Annotated in this window: 20 protein-coding genes and 1 pseudogene; 15 read left to right on the top strand and 6 right to left on the bottom strand. The window is 64.1% G+C overall.

All coding sequences use genetic code 11. The annotated features are described in order from the left end of the window. Positions 1-113: 113 nt before the first annotated feature. The gene (locus tag PAA8504_RS18415; RefSeq protein ID WP_108895613.1) at positions 114-1,118 is read right to left on the bottom strand and encodes an SDR family NAD(P)-dependent oxidoreductase; all 1,005 of its coding nucleotides are present in this window, start codon (positions 1,116-1,118) and stop codon (positions 114-116) included. A gap of 211 nt (positions 1,119-1,329) precedes the next feature. On the opposite strand from PAA8504_RS18415, the gene PAA8504_RS18410 reads away from it, so the two are divergent. From PAA8504_RS18410 to PAA8504_RS18390, 5 genes are read left to right on the top strand one after another with little or no spacing between them, the layout of a single operon-like run. Next, positions 1,330-2,946 carry a peptide ABC transporter substrate-binding protein gene (locus PAA8504_RS18410; protein ID WP_108895612.1) on the top strand — a complete coding sequence of 539 codons (1,617 nt, stop codon included), beginning with the start codon at positions 1,330-1,332 and terminating at the stop codon, positions 2,944-2,946. Between the two features lie 58 nt (positions 2,947-3,004). Continuing rightward, positions 3,005-3,928, top strand: coding sequence for an oligopeptide ABC transporter permease OppB (gene oppB, locus PAA8504_RS18405; RefSeq protein ID WP_108895611.1), 924 nt, complete (start codon positions 3,005-3,007; stop codon positions 3,926-3,928). Between the two features lie 10 nt (positions 3,929-3,938). Beyond that, on the top strand, positions 3,939-4,859 hold the full coding sequence (locus PAA8504_RS18400) for an ABC transporter permease subunit (protein ID WP_108895610.1): 921 nt from the start codon (positions 3,939-3,941) through the stop codon (positions 4,857-4,859). Continuing rightward, the gene (locus PAA8504_RS18395) at positions 4,859-5,839 is read left to right on the top strand and encodes an oligopeptide/dipeptide ABC transporter ATP-binding protein (protein WP_108895609.1); all 981 of its coding nucleotides are present in this window, start codon (positions 4,859-4,861) and stop codon (positions 5,837-5,839) included. The genes PAA8504_RS18400 and PAA8504_RS18395 overlap by 1 nt, the downstream gene beginning before the upstream one ends. Next, positions 5,836-6,840, top strand: coding sequence for an oligopeptide/dipeptide ABC transporter ATP-binding protein (locus PAA8504_RS18390; protein WP_108895608.1), 1,005 nt, complete (start codon positions 5,836-5,838; stop codon positions 6,838-6,840). The genes PAA8504_RS18395 and PAA8504_RS18390 overlap by 4 nt, the downstream gene beginning before the upstream one ends. A 90-nt stretch (positions 6,841-6,930) precedes the next feature. On the opposite strand, the gene PAA8504_RS18385 is transcribed toward PAA8504_RS18390, so the two are convergent. Then, positions 6,931-8,814 carry a propionyl-CoA synthetase gene (locus PAA8504_RS18385; protein WP_108895607.1) on the bottom strand — a complete coding sequence of 628 codons (1,884 nt, stop codon included), beginning with the start codon at positions 8,812-8,814 and terminating at the stop codon, positions 6,931-6,933. Between the two features lie 124 nt (positions 8,815-8,938). On the opposite strand from PAA8504_RS18385, the gene PAA8504_RS18380 reads away from it, so the two are divergent. Next, positions 8,939-9,808: a cation diffusion facilitator family transporter gene (locus PAA8504_RS18380; protein WP_108895606.1), complete on the top strand. Its 870-nt coding sequence runs from the start codon at positions 8,939-8,941 to the stop codon at positions 9,806-9,808. 109 nt (positions 9,809-9,917) lie between these two features. Here the strand turns inward: PAA8504_RS18380 and PAA8504_RS18375 are convergent, their stop codons facing one another. Next, positions 9,918-10,841 carry a manganese-dependent inorganic pyrophosphatase gene (locus tag PAA8504_RS18375; protein ID WP_108895605.1) on the bottom strand — a complete coding sequence of 308 codons (924 nt, stop codon included), beginning with the start codon at positions 10,839-10,841 and terminating at the stop codon, positions 9,918-9,920. Positions 10,842-10,938: 97 nt separating this feature from the next. Here PAA8504_RS18375 and PAA8504_RS18370 point away from each other — a divergent pair, with 97 nt between their 5' ends. The 6 genes from PAA8504_RS18370 to PAA8504_RS18345 all read left to right on the top strand — a co-directional run bounded on the left by PAA8504_RS18370 (position 10,939) and on the right by PAA8504_RS18345 (position 15,788). Then, positions 10,939-11,580, top strand: coding sequence for a DUF2161 domain-containing phosphodiesterase (locus PAA8504_RS18370; protein ID WP_108895604.1), 642 nt, complete (start codon positions 10,939-10,941; stop codon positions 11,578-11,580). A 119-nt stretch (positions 11,581-11,699) separates the two neighbouring features. Continuing rightward, positions 11,700-11,987, top strand: a complete 288-nt coding sequence (groES, locus tag PAA8504_RS18365) for a co-chaperone GroES (protein ID WP_108895603.1) — start codon at positions 11,700-11,702, stop codon at positions 11,985-11,987. A 51-nt stretch (positions 11,988-12,038) separates the two neighbouring features. Further along, complete coding sequence (groL, locus tag PAA8504_RS18360) at positions 12,039-13,682, top strand: chaperonin GroEL (protein ID WP_108895602.1); 1,644 nt, start codon at positions 12,039-12,041, stop codon at positions 13,680-13,682. 529 nt (positions 13,683-14,211) lie between these two features. Further along, entirely contained in the window at positions 14,212-14,523 is a 312-nt protein-coding gene (locus tag PAA8504_RS18355; protein ID WP_108895601.1) for a hypothetical protein, read from the top strand. A gap of 44 nt (positions 14,524-14,567) precedes the next feature. After that, positions 14,568-15,035, top strand: coding sequence for a GNAT family N-acetyltransferase (locus PAA8504_RS18350; RefSeq protein ID WP_108895600.1), 468 nt, complete (start codon positions 14,568-14,570; stop codon positions 15,033-15,035). A gap of 63 nt (positions 15,036-15,098) precedes the next feature. Continuing rightward, positions 15,099-15,788: an alpha/beta fold hydrolase gene (locus PAA8504_RS18345; protein WP_108895599.1), complete on the top strand. Its 690-nt coding sequence runs from the start codon at positions 15,099-15,101 to the stop codon at positions 15,786-15,788. Here the strand turns inward: PAA8504_RS18345 and PAA8504_RS18340 are convergent. From PAA8504_RS18340 to PAA8504_RS18330, 3 genes are read right to left on the bottom strand one after another with little or no spacing between them, the layout of a single operon-like run. Then, the gene (locus PAA8504_RS18340; RefSeq protein WP_108895598.1) at positions 15,778-16,845 is read right to left on the bottom strand and encodes a 5-(carboxyamino)imidazole ribonucleotide synthase; all 1,068 of its coding nucleotides are present in this window, start codon (positions 16,843-16,845) and stop codon (positions 15,778-15,780) included. The genes PAA8504_RS18345 and PAA8504_RS18340 overlap by 11 nt on opposite strands. Next, positions 16,838-17,311: a 5-(carboxyamino)imidazole ribonucleotide mutase gene (purE, locus tag PAA8504_RS18335; protein ID WP_181375870.1), complete on the bottom strand. Its 474-nt coding sequence runs from the start codon at positions 17,309-17,311 to the stop codon at positions 16,838-16,840. Before purE ends, PAA8504_RS18340 begins: the two co-directional genes overlap by 8 nt. A 60-nt stretch (positions 17,312-17,371) precedes the next feature. Beyond that, entirely contained in the window at positions 17,372-17,572 is a 201-nt protein-coding gene (locus PAA8504_RS18330) for a YdcH family protein (RefSeq protein ID WP_108895597.1), read from the bottom strand. Positions 17,573-17,743: 171 nt separating this feature from the next. Between PAA8504_RS18330 and PAA8504_RS18325 the strand changes: the two genes are divergently transcribed. The 3 genes and pseudogenes from PAA8504_RS18325 (at position 17,744) to PAA8504_RS18315 (ending at position 19,187) form a co-directional block, all read left to right on the top strand. Next, entirely contained in the window at positions 17,744-18,169 is a 426-nt protein-coding gene (locus PAA8504_RS18325) for an Hsp20 family protein (protein WP_108895596.1), read from the top strand. Then, positions 18,166-18,393, top strand: coding sequence for a DUF1150 family protein (locus PAA8504_RS18320; RefSeq protein ID WP_108895595.1), 228 nt, complete (start codon positions 18,166-18,168; stop codon positions 18,391-18,393). The genes PAA8504_RS18325 and PAA8504_RS18320 overlap by 4 nt, the downstream gene beginning before the upstream one ends. A gap of 164 nt (positions 18,394-18,557) precedes the next feature. After that, a pseudogene (locus PAA8504_RS18315) lies at positions 18,558-19,187 on the top strand (LysE family translocator). Positions 19,188-19,211 lie beyond the last annotated feature (24 nt).

Genomic DNA, 19,211 nt, shown 5'->3' with positions numbered 1-19,211 from the left:
CCGTCTGCCCCTGTCTTCCCTGTTCTGCTCTTGTCGCATCGCAGCGTGTTCTGCCAGCCCTTACGTCACCCTATCCCGACGACGTGGGAAGCGTGCTACAGGCCGCCCGCCGGTCAGACCTCGTAATAGTCCCGATACCAGCGCACGAAACGGGCAACGCCCTCGCGGAACGGGGTGGCAGGGCGGTAGCCGGTCAAACGCTGCAACAGCGTGGCGTCCGCCCAGGTTGCGACCACGTCGCCGGTTTGCATGGGCATGTAGTTGCGCACCGCTTTCTGGCCCAGCTCGTCCTCGATCGCCTCGATGAAGTCCATCAGGCGCACCTTGTCGGAGTTGCCGATGTTCACGACCCGGAAGGGCGCGGCGGGCGACAGGCTGTCGCCATCGACGGCCGTCTCGGGGCCGCCGGGTACCGCGTCGATCAGGCCGCGAATCCCGCGTACCAGATCACCCACATAGGTGAAGTCGCGCCACATCTCGCCATTGTTGTAGATGTCGATGGGCTGCCCTTCGAGGATCGCGCGGGTGAACTTGAAATAGGCCATGTCGGGCCGCCCCCACGGTCCGTAGACGGTGAAGAACCGGAACATCGAGACCGGCAACCCGTGGATATGCGCCCAGCTGTGCCCCATCGCCTCGTTCGCCTTCTTGGTGGCGGCATAGATGGTCAAGGGCGTGTCGGCCTTGTGCGCCTCGGCGAAGGGCATTTCCTCGTTCGCGCCATAGACCGAGCTGGTCGAGGCCATCAGCAGGTGATCCACGTCCGCAGCGCGGGCAGCCTCCATCACGTTGAAAGTGCCGACGAGGTTCGAGTCGATATAGGCGCGGGGATTTTCCAGGCTGTAGCGGACGCCGGCCTGCGCGGCGAGGTGGACGATCACGTCGGGACGCGCCGCCTCGACCGCTTGGCTCAGGGCCTCGGCATCCTCGAGCATGGCGGTGGTCTGGCGGAAATGCTCGTGTTGGGAGAGGATGGCGTGACGGCCCTGTTTCAGCGCGACGTCGTAATAGTCGGTCATACCGTCGTACCCGGCGACCTCCCACCCCTCCTGCAGTAGAAGCTCGGCCAGGTGGAAGCCGATGAAGCCGCCTGTTCCGGTGATGAATGCGCGCCGCATGGCCGTCTCCTTGGTAGATGCCCCCGTCCGGCGCTATGATGTTGCACGGATCCTGTCAATCGACGCGCGTTTCGTACCCGGGTGGGACGGGATGCGTAACGACGCGACGTCGTGTTGCCCTCGCCGCTTGCGTCGCACCGCCCTAGATTGAATGCTGTTCCGATAATGAAGCGGCCGCGCGAACGCGGCCCGAAGACTGGGAGTATCCAATATGCTACGTCGCACCCTTCTTTCCATGACCAGCGTCGCCGCCCTCGGGCTGGGCGGTCCGCTTCTGGCCGCCGATGTGCCCGACGACGTCACGCTGGCCGACGAGCAGACGTTTTCGTACCGCATGCTCGACCAGTTCCCGACGCTGGACCCGCAGCTGAACGAGGAAACCGCCGGCAGCCACGTGATCCAGCAGCTGTTCGAAGGTCTGATGATCCAGGACGACGAGGGCAACCTGATCCCCGGCGTCGCCACGGGCTATGAGGCAAACGAGGATAATACTGAATTTACCTTCACCCTGCGCGAGGATGCGCGCTGGTCGAACGGCGACTCGGTCACGGCGCAGGATTTCGTCTATGCCTGGCAGCGCGCGGCCACGCCCGCGACCGCCTCTCCCTATGCCTGGTATGTCGAGCTGACGGGGATGGAGAACGCCGCCGAGATCATCGCCGGCAATGCCGAGCCCGACACGCTGGGCGTCGAGGCGGTGGACGAGCGCACTTTGCGCGTCACCCTGACCGAGCCGAAGCCCTACTTCCCGGCCATGACCTCCTACGCCACGCTGTCGCCCGTCCATCAGGCGACCGTCGAGGAGTTCGGCGACGACTGGACCGATCCCGAAAACATGGTGTCGAACGGCGCCTACGTCCTTGAAGACGTGTCGCTGAACGAGTTCTGGCGCGCCTCGAAGAACCCCGAATACTGGGACGCCGAGAACGTCGTGATCGAGGAAATCACCGGCTATATCATCAACGATTCCAGCCAGGCCCTGACCCGCTGGGAAGCGGGCGAGTTCGACCTGCTGGAGCCGATCCCCGCCGGGTCCTTTCCCCGCCTGAAGGAAGAGTATCCCGACGCGGCCTACTCGACCCCGCGCCTGTGCAGCTATTACTATCAGCTGAACCAGCGCGACGATGCCCCCGAGGCGCTGAAGGACGTGAAGGTGCGCAAGGCCCTGTCCTACGCCGTGGACCGCGAGATCATCACCGACCGCGTCCTTCAGGGCGGGCAGACTCCGGGCTATACCTTCACCCACGAAGCGACCGCAGGGTTCGAGGCGCCAACCATCGACTATTCCGGCTGGACTCAGGCCGAGCGGGACGAGGCTGCCCAGCAGCTTTGGGAAGAAGCTGGAAGCCCCGAGCTGGACCTGACGCTGATCTACAATACCGACGAGTCGCACCGGCAGATCGCAACCATCATCAGCCAGATGTGGAAGCAGAAGCTGGGCGTTGAAGTCACGCTGGAGAACATGGAGTGGTCGACATACCTCGACGTGCGCAAGGCTGGCAATTTCGACGTCGCCCGGTCCGCATGGTGCGGCGACTACAACGAGCCGTCGACCTTCCTGAACATCCTCAAGACCGATCAGGAACAGAATGACGGCAAGTGGTCGAACACCGAGTTCGACGCGCTGATGGATCAGGCCGCGACCTCGGACAATCCGCAGGCGCAGTACACCGAGGCCGAGATGATCCTGTCCAACGACATGGGCATCATCCCGATCTATCACTATGCCAACGTGTTCATGCTGGATCCGACCCTGCAGGGCTTCCCCATGCAGAACGTGGAAAACAGCTGGTACGTCAAGGACTTCTACCGCGTCGCCGAAGAGTGATGCCATGCGCCGGGCGGGGGCGTTCCCCCTGCCCGGTCCCGCCTGAAAGGGTTTCCCGGTGCTGACCTACATTGCCCGCCGCCTTCTGGTGGCAATCCCCACGCTTCTTGCCCTGATCGTCGTGTCATTCCTGTTGATGGAATTCGCGCCCGGCTCGCCCTTCGCGACTGAACGCGGCGTCCCGGCCGAGGTGTTGGCCAACCTCGAACGGGAATACGGCCTTGACAGGTCGCTGATCGAGCGGATGGGGATCTATGTCTGGAACGTGGTGACGCAGTTCGATTTCGGCCCCTCCTTCGTCTTCACGGACCGTTCTGTGAACGAGCTGATCGCGCAGGGCTTCCCGGTGACCCTGACCTATGGGGTCTGGTCCTTCATCGTCGCCGTGCTGGTCGGCGTGACCCTGGGCGCTTTTGCAGCGATCAAGCACAATTCGGCGTTGGATTACGCCGCCGTCGGCATCACCGTAGGCGCGCAGGTGCTGCCGAACTTCGTCATGGCGCCGATCCTGGTGTTGATCTTCACGCTGTGGCTGGGCTGGCTGCCCGGCGGCGGCTGGCAGGGCGGGCAGATCGAATACGTGATCCTGCCGGTTATCGCGCTGTCGACCTCCTACATGGCGTCCATCGCGCGGATCACCCGGTCCTCGATGCTGGAAACGCTGAACGCAGGCTACGTCCGCACCGCACGCGCCAAGGGACTGCCGATGCGCCGGGTCATCTTCCGCCATGCGCTGAAGCCGGCCATGCTGCCCGTGGTCAGTTATCTGGGCCCCGCCTTCGTCGGCATGATCACGGGATCCGTCGTGATCGACGTCTTCTTCTCGACCGGCGGCATCGGTCAGTTCTTCGTCAACTCGGCGCTGGCCCGTGACTATTCCGTAATCCTCGGCATCACAATCCTGTTCGGCGCGCTGACGATCTTCTTCAACCTTCTGGTCGACGTGGCGTACGCTTGGATCGACCCGAAGATCCGCTACTAGGGGGCCGAGAATGAGCGACATCACCACCGCCGAGACCCATCTCGACCCCGGCCTGACCGAGGGCAAGGGCCGGTCCCTTTGGGCCGACGCGCGGCGCCGGTTCTTCCGGAACAAGGCTGCTGTGGCCTCGCTGGCCGTACTGGCCCTTGTCATGCTGTTCGCGGTGTTCGGCCAGCTTCTGACGCCCTGGAGCAACGAGGAGATCGACTGGAACCTTCTGGGCATGATCCCGCAGGAGGGCGGCCCAAGCCTTGAGAACCGCCATTTCTTCGGCGTGGACGAGACCGGGCGCGACCTCTATGCCCGCGTCGTACAGGGCACCCGGATCAGCCTTGCCGTGGGCATCGTCGGCGCCCTGATCTCGGTCATCGTCGGCACCACCTACGGCGCGGTCGCGGGCTATGTCGGCGGCAAGACCGACAACGCCATGATGCGCTTTGTCGACCTGATGATGTCGATCCCCTACATGTTCGTGCTGATCCTGCTTCTGGTGATCTTCTCGCGGTCGATCGTGATGCTGTTCGTTGGGATCGGCATGATCTCGTGGCTGGACATGGCGCGGATCGCGCGGGGTCAGACCCTGTCGATCAAGAACACCGAATATGTCGAGGCCGCGCAGGCCATCGGCGTGTCGACCCCGACCATCATCCGCCGCCACATCGTGCCGAACCTGATCGGCGTGGTCATCGTCTATGCGACGCTTCTAGTGCCGCAGATGATCATTTTCGAATCGTTCATCTCGTTCCTCGGCCTCGGCGTGCAAGAGCCTTCGACCTCGTGGGGTGCGCTCATCAACCAGGGCGCGGCCAACCTGCGCAATGGCACGCCCTGGATGCTGGGCTTCCCCCTCGCCTTCTTCGTCGTTTCGCTGTTCGCCCTGTTTTTCCTGGGCGACGGGTTACGCGACGCGCTCGACCCCAAGGACCGCTGATGCCCCTTCTTTCCGTGGAAAACCTCGGCGTCGAATTCCAGACGCCGGACGGTACCGTCAACGCCGTCAACGGCCTCAGCTTCACCGTCGACCAGGGCGAGACGCTGGCCATCGTGGGCGAATCCGGGTCAGGCAAGTCGCAGACCGCCTTCGCCACGATGGGCCTTCTGGCCCGCAACGGGCGCGCGACCGGCAAGGTCCATTTCGACGGGCAAGAGCTTCTGGCCCTGCCCGAGCGCGATCTGAACCGGATCCGCGGCGATGCGGTGTCGATGATCTTCCAGGACCCGATGACCTCGCTGAACCCCTACCTCAAGGTCGGCCCGCAGATGATCGAGGTGCTTCAGCTTCACAAGGGCGTCGGCAAGCGCGCCGCGCGGGATGAGGCGGTGCGGATGCTGGACGCCGTGCGCATCCCGGACGCGAAGGCGCGGCTGAACCAGTATCCGCACGAGTTCTCGGGCGGGATGCGCCAGCGCATCATGATCGCGATGTCGCTGCTCTGCCGCCCCAAGCTGCTGATCGCGGATGAGCCAACCACCGCGCTGGACGTCACGGTGCAGGCCCAGATCATGAAACTGCTGGCCGAGATCCGGCAGGAGTTCGGCACCGCGATGATCCTCATCACCCACGACCTGGGCATCGTCGCCGATAGCTGCGACCGCACGCTGGTCATGTATGGCGGCCGCGTGATGGAGGAAGGGCCAACCGATGCCCTCTTCGCGAAACCCTCGCACCCCTACACCGTCGGCCTGATGAAGGCAGTCCCCCGCCTCGACGTGGACCAGGACGACCTGCAGACCATCCCGGGCGAGCCGCCCGACATGAGCCGCTTGCCAAAGGGGTGCCCGTTCTCGCCCCGCTGCGCCCATGTCCGCGACATCTGCCGGGGCACGATGCCCCCGCTCGAACCGCACGGCCCGCTTCTACGCGCCTGCCACGCGCCCCCCGCCGAAGTCGAGAAGGAGATCACCGCATGAGCCTTCTGCAAGTCCGCAACCTCGACGTCACCTTCGACATCAATCCGCGCGGCGCCTGGCCCTGGACGCCACCCTTGAAGTTGCAGGCCGTCAAGGACATGAGCTTTGACCTTGAAGCCGGCCAGACCTTGGGCGTCGTGGGCGAATCCGGGTCGGGCAAGTCCACCCTCGCCCGCGCCATCGTTGGCACGGTCCCCTCGTCGGGCGGCGAGATCCTTTGGGAGGGGCGCGACCTGCGCCAGATGTCGCCGCGCGATCGCCGGCGCCACCGCCGCGATGTGCAGATGGTGTTCCAGGATCCGTTGGCCGCCCTGAACCCCCGCATGAACGTGGGCCAAATCATCGCCGAACCGCTGTTGACACACTACCCTGACACCACGAAGGCCGAAGCCCGCCGCCGCGCTGGCGAGATGATGGAGCGTGTTGGCCTTCTGCCGAACCTTCTGAACCGCTACCCGCACGAGTTTTCCGGCGGCCAGTGCCAGAGGATCGGCATCGCCCGCGCCCTGGTGCTGGAGCCGCGCCTGCTAATCTGCGACGAACCTGTCTCGGCGCTCGACGTGTCGGTTCAGGCGCAAGTGGTAAACCTTCTGAAAAAGCTCAGCCGCGAGATGGGCTTGTCGATGATCTTCATCGCCCACGATCTCAGCGTGGTGAAGCACGTCTCGGACCGGACGCTGGTCATGTATCTGGGCCGCAAGATGGAGGAAGGCGGCGCCAAGGAGATCGTCCGCGCGCCGCGGCATCCGTACACACAGGCGCTCATCGCCTCCGTCCCGATCCCCGATCCGGAACGCGAGCGCGCGCGCGTCCGCCCGGTGATCGAGGGAGAGCTTCCGTCTCCGGTGAACCCGCCCTCGGGCTGCGTCTTCCGCACCCGATGTCCCAAGGCACGTCCCGATTGCGCCGAAGGCGTCCCGCCAATGCTGGAACCCGATCCCGGCCACCGCGTCGCCTGCCCTTACCAGGAAGTCATCTCCCCCCTCGAACGCACGGCCTGAGCTCGACGCTTCCCCTTCGTCACCCTTGCGAAATACCCCGGGGGGAGGCGCCGCAGGCAGCGGGGGGCAGCGCCCCCCAAGGACGCCGGATCACCCCTTGGGATACCCCAGGGCCTGCACCTTCCCCCCGATCTCATCCAAGATCGCCGGGTCGTCGATGGTGGCAGGGGCCTTGAAGGTGTCGCCATCCGCGATCTGCGCCATGGTCTTGCGCAGGATCTTTCCCGACCGCGTCTTGGGCAGCCGCTCCACCACGGTGGCCAGCTTGAACGCCGCCACGGGGCCGATCTTGTCGCGCACCAGCGCGACCAGTTCCTTCTGGATCTCGGCGTCCGACTTCTCAGTCCCCTTCTGCAACGTCACGAACCCCATGGGCAGTTGCCCCTTCAGCTCGTCCTTGACCCCGATCACCGCGCATTCCGCAACGTCCGGATGCGTCGCAAGCACCTCTTCCATGAGCCCCGTGGACAACCTGTGACCCGCCACGTTGATGACGTCATCCGTCCGCGCCATGATCCACAGATACCCGTCCTCGTCGATCATCCCCGCGTCGCCAGTGTTATAGTATCCCTCGAACCGCTCTAGATATGCCTTCCGGTACCGGTCCTCGGCATTCCACAAGGTCGGCAGCGTTCCCGGCGGCAACGGCAGCTTGATGGCAATGGATCCCAGCTCACCCGCCGCCTTCTGCATCCCCTCGTCATCCAACACCTGAACATCCCACCCCGGCATCGCGACGGTGGGGGATCCGATCTTCACGGGCAATGCCTCGATCCCCGCGGGGTTGGCAACGATGGGCCAGCCCGTTTCGGTCTGCCACCAGTGATCGTAGACCGGCACCCCCAAGATCTTCTGTGCCCAGAGTATGGTGTCCGGATCGGCGCGTTCCCCCGCCAGGTACAGCGCCCGAAGCCCCGAAATGTCGTAGCCCGCCAGATATTCCGCCTTGGGATCTTCCTTGCGGATCGCGCGAAAGGCAGTCGGTGCGGTGAAGAAGCTTTTCACGTCATGCTGAGCGATGACCCGCCAGAAGGTCGATGGATCGGGCGTGCCGACCGGCTTGCCTTCGAACACCACGGTCGTATTCCCGTGAAACAGCGGCGCATAGCAGATATAGCTGTGCCCTACGACCCAGCCGACATCCGAAGCGGCCCAGAACACCTCGCCCGGGTCGACGCCATAGATGTTCTTCATCGACCAGTGCAGCGCAACCAGATGCCCGCCGGACGGGCGCACCACGCCCTTCGGCTGCCCCGTGGTGCCCGAGGTATACAGGACATAGCACGGGTGATCGCCCCGCACCGGCACACACTCGGCGGGCGCGACACCGTCCTGTGCATCGAACCAGTCGACGTCGCGCCCGGGGATCAGCTCGGCCCGTCCCTGCTCGCGCTGGAAGATCACGCAGAACTCGGGCTTGTGGCTTGCCTGCTCGATCGCGGCGTCGAGAAGCGGCTTGTAGGCCACGACGCGACCCGGCTCGATCCCGCAGGACCCGGCGAGGACGGCCTTCGGCTGCGCGTCGTCGATCCGCGTCGCCAGTTCCGAGGCCGCAAAGCCCCCGAACACGACCGAATGGATCGCCCCGATCCGCGTACAGGCCAGCATGGCCACGATGGCCTCCGGCACCATCGGCATATAGATCACGACGCGGTCGCCAGCCTCGACACCGCGGGCCTTCAGAGCCCCGGCCAGCGATGCGCATTGCGCCTGCAACTCGGCATAGGTAATCGTCCGCGTCGTCCCGGTCACGGGACTATCGTAGATGATCGCCGCGCGCGTGCCATGCCCTGCATCCACGTGCCGATCGACGGCGTTATAGCAGGTGTTGGTCAGGCCATCGGGAAACCAGATCGTGCCGTCGTCGGACCGGGCCGCTTCGGGAAACCGGTCCCAATGCACCGCCTTCGCCTGCTCCATCCACCAACCTTCGGGATCGGCCTTCCAAGCATCGTAAACGTCGCGGTATCCCATCTTCGATCCTCCCTATCGTGACGTCAGGCTTGCCGCCAAATGCTTCACCACGCAAGGCGCACCCCCGGTTTAACGCCAACGGCGCCCCTGTCGGGCGACCGCCCTGCACGCTAGGTTCGACGCCATGACCGTTCCGCAGCACGACCGCGCGAATCTTCGTGTTCAGACCGCCTCGGTGGCGGTGGCGGCGACCCTCGTGATCGCCAAGGCCTGGGCACTCTACAGCACCGGGGCGCTGTCGGTCGCGGCGTCGCTGGCCGACAGCGGGCTCGATCTCATGGTCTCACTCGGCGGTCTCTGGGCGATCCGCTATGCCCAACGCCCGCCGGACGCCGACCACCATTTCGGCCATTCCTCGGCCGAGGACCTGGCCGCGCTCGCCCAATCCGCCTTCATCGGCGTGTCAGCCGTCGGCATCGCCGCCGCCGCCGTTGCCCGCGTCGGGAGCCCGCCCGAACTTCAGGCTGAAGGCGCCGGCATTGCGGTGATGATCCTGTCCATCGCGCTGACCGCGGTTCTCGTTGTCTACCAGACCCGGGTGGCGCGGATCACGGGCAACCGCGTCGTTGCGGCGGACAGGATGCACTATATCGGCGACCTCTTGCCCAATATCGGCGCCATCGCTGCGCTCTGGGCCTCGCAAGCCCTGGGCCTGGTCGCCCTCGACACGGTGATCGCGGTGGGCGCGGCCACGTGGCTTGCCATTGGGTCGGCGCGTATCGGATCGGGGGCCTGGCACGCGCTGATGGACCGGGCGGCACCTGACGACATGGTCTCTGCCATTTCGGCTCTCGCAGATGCACAGCCGGGGGTCGAAGGGCACCACGATCTGCGCACCCGGACCGCCGGCGCCCGCGTCTTCGTCAACCTCCATCTCGAGATCGACGGCGCCCTCACCCTCGATGAGGCCCACGAGATCGGCGAGGCCCTGCGGCACGACATCCTGGCCCGCTACCCCGGGACGGACGTCATTATCCACCACGATCCAGTCTGAACCCGCAAAAAAGGCGGCCGCACTGGGCGACCGCCTTCATCAATTCACCCTTGGCAAAATACCCAAACGGCCGCGTACAGACCAAGCCAGACGTCGCCCGCTCAGGGGACTAGACCGTGATGTTGGGAATGATCTGCTTCTTGCGGCTGACAATACCCGGCAGAACCACGTGATCGGTATCGCCGCAGACAGTCGCAAAGCTCTTCTCGGCCACTTTGCGCACCGCGTCGCTTTGCAGAAGCAGGGTCGCCTGCTGTTCCAGAATATCGACTATGAAGAACAGGACATGATCCACCTCGTCCTCCGCCGCGACCTTCGGCAAAGCCTCCAGAAGGCCATCCTTGCGCTTAAGCACCGTCTCGGGCGAGGTCGTTTCCAGGACCGAGACGCGGAAGCTGGTGCCCTCGACCTCGTGCTTCTTCGAATCCATGCGCAGCAACTCCTCGTCCGAGAAGGAGGAGACGTCGGACTTGGCCGCGAACATCTCCGACGCGTAGGCGGGGATCTGGATCCCCAGCTCGGAGGCCAGCTTCTCGGCCACGGCCTTGTCATGTTCCGTCGTGGTGGGTGAGCGGAATTCCAGCGTGTCGGACAGGATGCACGACAGCATGGCGCCCTTGATCGGGTCGGGCATCTTGCCCGCGTCGTCGCCCATCAGGTCGTGCATGATCGTGGCGGTGCAGGCCAGCGGCTGGATCGTGATGTCGATCGGCCCCTTGGTCTGAAGCCCGCCCACAAGGCGGTGGTGGTCGATGATCGCACGGATATCGGCATCGTTGATGTCGTCGGGCAATTCAGAGGGGTTGTTGGTGTCGACGATGACGACTTCCTGCCCGGCCTCGACGCTTTCGACGATCTGCGGCTTGTCCAGCTCCCAGCGGTCCAGCATCCAGGCGGCTTCGGTATTCGGCTCGCCCAGCAGAACGGCTTCGGCGGTGTGACCCCGCACGTCGGTCAGATACCAGGCCCAGATGATGGGCGACCCGGTCGAGTCGGTATCGGGGGATTTGTGTCCGAAGACGAGGGTAGACATGGCTGGCGCTCCTGATCCGCGATGCGTTTGTCGCGGCGGTGTATAGGTGCGTCGGTGCGACTTGTCACCACGCGCGTTCCCCGGGCAGAAGGGCGCGATGGCACATCGTGAAACCGATCTGTACGGCCCCGTGAAGCAGTTGCTTGAAGGGCAAGGATACGTGGTCAAGGGCGAGGTCGGCCCGCTGGACGTCATGGCGGTCCGCGGGGACGAGTCCCCGGTGGCGGTCGAGCTGAAGCTGAGCTTCAGCCTTTCGCTGGTCCACCAGGGAATCGCGCGGCAAGCACTGACCGACCACGTATACCTGGCCGTGCCCGCCGGAAAGCGCCGAGACGACCGACGCAACGCCACGCTTTGCCGCCGGCTTGGCCTGGGTTTGGTCCGGGTGCATCTGCCCGGCGGTCCGTGCGAGGTGCTGTGCGATCCGGCCCCCTACCGTCCGCGCCGGTTCCCTGCCCGAACCGCGCGATTGCTGCGCGAATTCCAGCGCCTGCAGGGGGATCCGAACACCGGCGGCGGCACGCGCCGCGGTCTGGTGACGGCCTACAGGCAGGACGCGCTGCGCATTGCCCATGCCTTGCGGGACGGGCCAAGGCGGGGGGCCGACATCGCACGCGAAACGGGCGTCGTGCATGCAACGCGGATGCTGCGGGATAACCACTACGGATGGTTCGAGAAGTTCGCCCGCGGGGTCTACCAGCTCGGCGAAAAGGGTCGCGCGGCGATTATCGAAAGCTGACGAAATCCTGCGCCCTTCCCCGTTGACACAAGCGTGAGCCTCGCCTATCTGCCACTCGTTAGCACTCGGCACCGTCGAGTGACAACACCAGATAAGAATGAACCAAGGAGCGTTCAGAGATGGCTTTCACCCCCCTTCACGACCGTGTCCTGGTCCGCCGCGTCGAGTCCGACGAGAAGACCAAGGGCGGTTTGATCATCCCCGACAGCGCCAAGGAAAAGCCCCAGGAAGGCGAAGTCGTGGCCGTCGGCGCAGGTGCCCGTGACGAAGACGGCGACCGCATCGCGATGGACGTCAAGCAAGGCGACCGCATCCTCTTCGGCAAATGGTCCGGAACCGAGATCACCATTGACGGCGAAGAGCTGCTGATCATGAAGGAATCGGACATCCTCGGCGTCACCGCCTGAGCCAGTCCCGTTCCCTGAAACCAGAAACACGACAGACAAGGAGCAACCAACATGGCTGCCAAGGACGTCAAGTTCCAAACCAACGCCCGCGACAAGATGCTCAAGGGCGTCAACACCCTGGCCGACGCGGTCAAGGTAACCCTCGGCCCCAAGGGTCGTAACGTCGTCATCGAGAAGTCGTTCGGTGCGCCCCGCATCACCAAGGACGGTGTGTCGGTCGCGAAAGAGATCGAGCTCGAGGACCGCTTCGAGAACATGGGCGCTCAGATGGTGAAGGAAGTCGCTTCCCGCACCAACGACGAAGCCGGCGACGGCACAACCACCGCCACCGTGCTGGCCCAGGCCATCATCAAGGAAGGCATGAAGTCGGTCGCAGCGGGCATGAACCCGATGGACCTCAAGCGCGGCATCGATCTGGCCACCACGAAGGTCGTCGAAGCCATCCGCGCCGCCTCGCGCAAGGTCGAGAACTCGGACGAAGTTGCCCAGGTCGGCACCATCTCCGCGAACGGCGAGGCCGAGATCGGCCGTCAGATCGCCGACGCGATGCAGAAGGTCGGCAACGAGGGTGTCATCACCGTCGAAGAGAACAAGGGCCTCGAGACCGAGACCGATGTCGTCGAAGGCATGCAGTTCGATCGCGGCTACCTGTCGCCCTACTTCGTGACCAACTCCGACAAGATGGTCGCCGAGCTGGAAGACTGCATCATCCTGCTGCACGAGAAGAAGCTCTCGTCGCTGCAGCCGATGGTCCCCCTGCTCGAGCAGGTGATCCAGAGCCAGAAGCCGCTTCTGATCATCTCCGAGGACGTGGAAGGCGAAGCGCTGGCCACCCTCGTGGTCAACAAGCTGCGTGGCGGCCTGAAGATCGCTGCCGTGAAAGCCCCCGGCTTCGGTGACCGCCGCAAGGCCATGCTGCAGGACATCGCGATCCTGACCGGCGGCCAGGTGATCTCGGAAGACCTCGGCATGAAGCTCGAGAATGTCACGATGGACATGCTCGGGTCGGCCAAGAAGGTCACCATCACCAAGGACGAGACCACCATCGTCGACGGTGCCGGCGACAGCGCCGAGATCGAAAGCCGCGTCACGCAGATCCGTCAGCAGATCGAGGACACCACCTCGGACTACGACCGCGAGAAGCTGCAAGAACGTGTTGCCAAGCTGGCCGGCGGTGTTGCCGTCATCCGCGTCGGCGGCATGACCGAAACCGAGGTGAAGGAGCGTAAGGACCGCGTCGACGACGCGCTGAACGCCACCCGCGCCGCGGTTCAGGAAGGTGTCGTTGTCGGCGGCGGTGTCGCCCTGATCCAAGGTGCCAAGGCGCTCGACGGTCTGACCGGCGAGAACTCCGACCAGAATGTCGGCATCTCGATCGTGCGCAAGGCCCTTGAAGCCCCGCTGCGCCAGATCGCCGAGAACTCGGGCGTCGACGGTTCGGTCGTTGCGGGCAAGATCCGCGAAAGCGACGATAAGTCGTTCGGCTTCAACGCCCAGACCGAGGAATATGGCGACATGTTCAAGTTCGGCGTGATCGACCCCGCGAAGGTCGTCCGCACCGCGCTGCAGGACGCCTCCTCGATCGCCGGTCTGCTGATCACGACCGAGGCGATGATCGCCGACAAGCCGCAAAAAGAAGGCTCCGGTGGCGGCGGCGGCATGCCCGACATGGGCGGCATGGGCGGCATGATGTAAGACGCGCGAGCGTCACAGCCTGCCTAGGCTCTTATGGGGCGTCCTCCGGGGCGCCCCAACTTTTTCCGCGACCGTACGGCTTCGGGAGCATGCTTGGAACGGCACCACCTTTGCATCAATCGAAGCCGATTTCCGTGGGTAAACAACCCTTTGTCATAGCTAAAAAGCTTGGCTTTCTGGTCGTTTATGCGGCCCATTTCTTCAGCACACTGTCGCAGCTTTCCCGAGATCGTTGTCGATGGGGGCTACCAGTGCCCATGTCAATTCCCTTCGTTCCCGCCCGTGTTATCAGTGAAATTCTGCCCCTGATCGCATGAAGGCTTTGCAGGCGCTGGATCGAGGCGATTGAATAGCGGCACACTTTGCGTCGATGTCATCTTTTCGTCGAACGTCAAAAGCGCGCTGGGCACTTCGGGCATCCAAGGCACGCGCTTCCGTCATCACGATGGAAATCATCCCGACCTGAAATCGAAGTGCAATCAAACACATCGTCGAACCACGAGGCCCGAGCGGCACGAATAAATCAGACGTGGATGCCACCTCGGCTGGAACGCAAAAGGTCACCAACGGCGAGGTATTCATGAAGATTAGCAACGCGAATCATAAGTCGGTGGTGTCGTCGCTGGGAAAGACTGAAACCGTTTCGAAGAAGATTATCGACACCAATTCGATGATGAACGTCTTCGATGATGATATCCGAAAAGCGACCGAGGGCGATTGCGGCGTATCAATCAACTTCGACGCGACACCACTGTCGCCCAAGCTGCTGGCGAATGCGACCAAACGGAAGTTCTTCGCCAACATTGTCCATGAGGCCGAGGCCGCTGTCCGGGAATCCTGACTACGGCCGCTTGCACCGTAGGTAAATCCGCGGTCAAATCAGGCATGACGGATATCCGGATCGAATATGCCCGCGCGCATGACGCTGCTGCTATCGAGGCGCTGCTACGCGCTGCGTTCGAACAGCAGGACGAGGCCGATCTCGTCGCCGCCCTGCGCCGCGACGGTGCGATCTGGGTCGAATGGGTTGCCACAACCGGGACCACCATCGTCGGCTTTGCCGCGCTTAGTCGGATGCGCGCCCCTGACGGGTGGGCCTGCCTCGCGCCTGTTGCAGTTCAGCCCGAGCACCAGAACCAAGGCATCGGCGGCGCGCTGACCCGGCGCGCCGCCGGGTTTGACCAGGCGGATGCGGTGGTCGTTCTGGGCGACCCGCAGTTCTATGGACACCATGGCTTCGACCACGCGCGCGCGCAGAAGCTGTTCTCGCCGTATCCTGTCAGTCATACGCTGATCGCCGGCGGGGCGCGCTCGCCCGAGGCGACGTTGATCTATCCCGCCGCCTTCGGCTAGCCGCCGGAAACCGTGATGGGACGGCCCTCGCCCCCCGGCGACCCTTGGGCTAGATAGCCCGCCATGAAATCCATTGCCCTGCTGATCTTGTTGAGCCTGCCGATACCGGCCGCCGCGGCGACCGAGTGCGTCGTGCTTCTGCACGGTCTTGCCCGTTCCTCCTTCTCGATGGAGCCTCTTTCCGAAGCGTTGCAGGACGCGGGATATGCGACCGCCAATGCTGGGTACGACAGCACCTCGGCCCCCATCGCCGAACTGGTCGAACGTGCCGTTCCGCCGGCCGTCGAGGCCTGCGGCGACCGAAAGGTTCATTTCGTCACGCATTCCATGGGCGGGATCCTGGTCCGGGTCTGGCTGGCCGAGAATCGCCCCGCCGACATGGGCCGGGTCGTCATGATGGCCCCACCGAACCATGGCACCGAACTGGTCGATGCATTCGGGGACCTGACCCCGTTCGAGTGGCTGAATGGCCCCGCCGGTCTGCAATTGGGAACCGGCCCCGAAAGCGTGCCGAACGCCTTGGGCCAGCCGCAGTTCGAGCTTGGGGTGATTGCGGGCAATCGGTCGCTGAACCCGGTCTATTCGGCGATCATCGATGGGCCCGACGACGGCAAGGTCGCGGTCGACAGCGCCCGGATCGAAGGCATGACCGATTTCATCGTCCTGCCAGCGTCGCACACCTTCATGATGCTGCGCCCCATGGTCATCGATCAGGTGATCGCCTTCCTGCGCGATGGTCGGTTCAGCCGCTGATCCGGTTTACGTGACCCATCTTGCGGCCCGGGCGCGCCTCGCCCTTGCCGTAAAGGTGCAGCGCCGCGCGCCCCTCGGCCGAGATGGCAGGCAGGCGGTCCATGTCGTCGCCTATCAGGTTCTCCATCACCACATCCGAATGGCGCGATCCGTCGCCCAGTGGCCAGCCCGCGACGGCGCGGATGTGCTGCTCGAACTGGTCGACCATGCACCCGTTCTGCGTCCAGTGCCCCGAATTGTGAACCCGCGGCGCGATCTCGTTCACCAGAAGGCCGCCCGGCGTCACGAAAAGCTCGACCCCTAGGACGCCGACGTAGTCCAGCGCGGTCAGGATGCGGGAGGCGATCAGCACGGCATCCGTCGCCACGCCGTGGGATACCGAGGCCGGCACCGTGGTGCGACGCAGGATGCCCCCCTCGTGCTGGTTCTCGCCGGGATCGAAGCAGGCCACCCGTCCGTCCAACCCACGCGTCCCGATGACGCTGATTTCCTTGCTGAAATCGACCATCCCTTCAAGGATCGCAGGCGCGCCGTTCATCGCCTCCAGCGCGGCCTCCGCGTCCGTATCGGCCGCGATCCGTGCCTGTCCCTTCCCGTCATAGCCAAACCGGCGGGTCTTCAGGATGGCGGGCGACCCGATCCGGTCCAGGGCCGATGTCAGGCCCTGCATGTCATCGACGGGGGCGAAGGGCGCGACCTTGAGGCCCAGCCCTTCCAGCCATTCCTTCTCTGTCAGGCGGTCCTGGCTGATGCGAAGGGCGTCGCGGCCGGGGCGGATGGGGCGATGCGCCTCGAGGACGTCGAGCGCGGCGGTCGGAATGTTCTCGAACTCGAACGTGATGGCGTCCACGCTTTCGGCGAAAGCGATCAGCGCGGCCTCGTCGTCGAAGCCCGCCTGAAGATGGAAGTTCGCCACATGGGAGGCGGGGCAATCACCCCCGGGTTCGAACACACAGGTCTTGAAGCCAAGGCGGGACGCGGCCACGGACAGCATCCGCCCAAGCTGTCCGCCACCAAGGATGCCGATCGTCGATCCGGGCTTCAAGGGGTCAGTCATCCGAAGGTTCCTCCGGGATCGACGCCGACAGTGCCGCGCGCCAGTCTTCGACCCGTCGGGCCAGGTCTTCGTCCGACACCGCAAGGATCTGTGCGGCCATCAGGCCGGCATTGGCCGCACCGCCGATGGCCATGGTCGCCACCGGAAAGCCGCGGGGCATCTGCACGATGGAATAAAGCGAATCTAACCCGGAAAGGGCCTTTGTCTGGACCGGCACGCCGATCACCGGCACCCGTGTCTTCGAGGCGACCATGCCCGGCAGATGCGCGGCGCCGCCCGCGCCGGCGATGATGACCTTCACCCGTCCCGCGGCTTCCTTGCCGTAAGTCCACAGACGGTCGGGCGTCCGGTGGGCCGACACGATCTTCGCCTCGTAGGAGACGGACAATTCGTCCAGGATATTCGCGGCCTCGCGCATCGTGGGCCAGTCAGATTGGCTACCCATGATGATCCCCACATCCGCCATGCCGATCCTTTCCGCCAAGTTTCGCGCCGGACCATAGAAGCGCGGCGGGGCGGGCACAACTCAGGCGATGATGTCTGGAAGCAGCCGATCCTCGATATCGGCGATGCGGTCCTTCAGCTGCAACTTTTTGCGCTTCAGCCGTTGGAGGGTCAGAAGATCGCCGCGCCCCGAATCGTGCAGGGCCTGAACGGCCTCGTCCAGGTCGCGATGCTCACGCTTGAGGATATCGAGCTGTACGCGCAACAGCTCGATATCGTCCATCTGGTGTGTGCCGGTCTTGCTACCATCCATGCTGCGCAGGTTTACACCGCCACCGTGGCACCGCAAGCCCCGTGCATCTTGTAGGTTATCACGTTTCTCCCCATATTTCTGACACGGGCGGTGCCCAGAATGGGGCCGCTGAACAGACTGTCGCTTAACAAGGACGTGTCGATGACGAAACTTGCGTTGGGGGCCCACCCCTTCCTTCTAGGCTTCGACGAGCTTGAACGCCTGGTCGAACGCACCGCGAAATCCGACTCCGGTGGGTATCCGCCCTACAACATCGAACAGATCGGCGAGGGGGCTTATCGCATCACGCTTGCTGTCGCCGGCTTTGCCGAGGACGATCTGGCGATAACGGTCGAGGACCGGCAACTCGTGGTGCGCGGACGTACCGCCGAAACGGACGAGGCCCGCATCTTCCTGCACCGCGGCATTGCGGCACGGCAGTTCCAAAGGACCTTCGTGCTGGCCGACGGCGTTGAGGTGAAGGGTGCCCTTATGGAGAACGGCCTTCTCCATATCGACCTGACAAAGGCGCTGCCTGAAAGCGTCGTTCGTACGATCCGGATTTCGAACAAGGGGGCTGAGGAATGAACCAGACCTATGAACATGACTTCAACACGGCCGACAATATCGTCTACGTGCGTCCCGTCGCCCTGGAAGACCTGCCCGACGAGATCCGGGAGCAAGCCGAAGGGCTGACCGAACTCTACGCGGTGCACAATGGCGAAGGCGAACGACTTGCCCTCGTGCGCGACCGTAAGCTCGCGTTCGTCGTGGCCCGCCAGAATGACATGGCGCCGGTTTCGGTGCACTGATCCCGGCGCAGCAATGCCCGTTCGACCGCGGGACTTGAGGCAAAGGATCACGAAAAAGCCCCTGAGCGAGACCGCTCGGGGGCTTTTCGCCAAAGTTACCGCAGTTTCTCCTTTACGAAGTGCGTCTCTCGTGGCTGGCAAGCCTGAACGGCAGGGAAAGGCCCATACACTTTGACGTCTGGCTTGCGTTTGTCGCCGCCTTGATAGCGTTGCTAATTATTCCGGGTCCGACGGCCCTGCTGGTTCTGTGCTATGCTGTAAGCTAGGGAAAGCGGGTTGCACTTGAGACTGTGGTCGGGGTGCTCTCGGGCGACCTTGTTGCGATGACCGCGTCGCTTGCCGGAGGAGGAGCGCTCGTTCTCGCCTCGGCAACCTTGTTCACCGTTCTGAAATGGAACGGGGGACTCTATCTCGTCTATCTAGGCGTAAAGCTCTTTCGAAGCGCGCCCGGAACACAGATTGGCAACCTTGAGGAACCGGCTCGCGCGAGCACGATGAAGGTATTCGGCCGCTCTGTCGCCGTCACCGCCCTGAATCCGAAATCCATTGTCTTCTTCATCGCGTTCGTCCCACAATTCGTCACGCCAGCGGCCCCCCTGCCCCCCCCGTTTTCTATATTGACGACCACATTCGTTGGCCTCGCCGGCCTCAACGCGGTGGTCTATGCTCTGCTTGGCGGAAGTATGCGCCGGCGAATTGCGAAGGCATATGTGCTTCCGTTGCTCGGGAGCGTGGGTGGGGCGGCGTTGGTCTGCATGGGGATCGCAGCGGCGGCCGCCGGCAGATCGACTTGATAGGCGTCGCTGATCCGCATTTTC

It is taken from the genome of Palleronia abyssalis, assembly GCF_900302445.1.
GTDB classification, from domain to species: domain Bacteria; phylum Pseudomonadota; class Alphaproteobacteria; order Rhodobacterales; family Rhodobacteraceae; genus Palleronia; species Palleronia abyssalis.
The sequence above is the reverse complement of the archived record's forward strand: the minus strand, read 5'-3'. Positions and strand labels throughout refer to the sequence as shown.

Bases quoted from the DNA above. Each gene is read 5' to 3' on its own strand.
- PAA8504_RS18340 (WP_108895598.1), bottom strand. From the start codon at position 16,845: ATGACTGACCCCTTGAAGCCCGGATCGACGATCGGCATCCTTGGTGGC.
- PAA8504_RS18370 (WP_108895604.1), top strand. From the start codon at position 10,939: ATGGCACATCGTGAAACCGATCTGTACGGCCCCGTGAAGCAGTTGCTT.
- groES (WP_108895603.1), top strand. From the start codon at position 11,700: ATGGCTTTCACCCCCCTTCACGACCGTGTCCTGGTCCGCCGCGTCGAG.
- PAA8504_RS18410 (WP_108895612.1), top strand. From the start codon at position 1,330: ATGCTACGTCGCACCCTTCTTTCCATGACCAGCGTCGCCGCCCTCGGG.
- PAA8504_RS18375 (WP_108895605.1), bottom strand. From the start codon at position 10,841: ATGTCTACCCTCGTCTTCGGACACAAATCCCCCGATACCGACTCGACC.
- PAA8504_RS18330 (WP_108895597.1), bottom strand. From the start codon at position 17,572: ATGGACGATATCGAGCTGTTGCGCGTACAGCTCGATATCCTCAAGCGT.
- PAA8504_RS18325 (WP_108895596.1), top strand. From the start codon at position 17,744: ATGACGAAACTTGCGTTGGGGGCCCACCCCTTCCTTCTAGGCTTCGAC.
- PAA8504_RS18390 (WP_108895608.1), top strand. From the start codon at position 5,836: ATGAGCCTTCTGCAAGTCCGCAACCTCGACGTCACCTTCGACATCAAT.
- PAA8504_RS18320 (WP_108895595.1), top strand. From the start codon at position 18,166: ATGAACCAGACCTATGAACATGACTTCAACACGGCCGACAATATCGTC.
- PAA8504_RS18415 (WP_108895613.1), bottom strand. From the start codon at position 1,118: ATGCGGCGCGCATTCATCACCGGAACAGGCGGCTTCATCGGCTTCCAC.
- PAA8504_RS18385 (WP_108895607.1), bottom strand. From the start codon at position 8,814: ATGGGATACCGCGACGTTTACGATGCTTGGAAGGCCGATCCCGAAGGT.
- PAA8504_RS18380 (WP_108895606.1), top strand. From the start codon at position 8,939: ATGACCGTTCCGCAGCACGACCGCGCGAATCTTCGTGTTCAGACCGCC.
- PAA8504_RS18395 (WP_108895609.1), top strand. From the start codon at position 4,859: ATGCCCCTTCTTTCCGTGGAAAACCTCGGCGTCGAATTCCAGACGCCG.
- purE (WP_181375870.1), bottom strand. From the start codon at position 17,311: ATGGCGGATGTGGGGATCATCATGGGTAGCCAATCTGACTGGCCCACG.
- PAA8504_RS18345 (WP_108895599.1), top strand. From the start codon at position 15,099: ATGAAATCCATTGCCCTGCTGATCTTGTTGAGCCTGCCGATACCGGCC.
- groL (WP_108895602.1), top strand. From the start codon at position 12,039: ATGGCTGCCAAGGACGTCAAGTTCCAAACCAACGCCCGCGACAAGATG.
- PAA8504_RS18400 (WP_108895610.1), top strand. From the start codon at position 3,939: ATGAGCGACATCACCACCGCCGAGACCCATCTCGACCCCGGCCTGACC.
- PAA8504_RS18350 (WP_108895600.1), top strand. From the start codon at position 14,568: ATGACGGATATCCGGATCGAATATGCCCGCGCGCATGACGCTGCTGCT.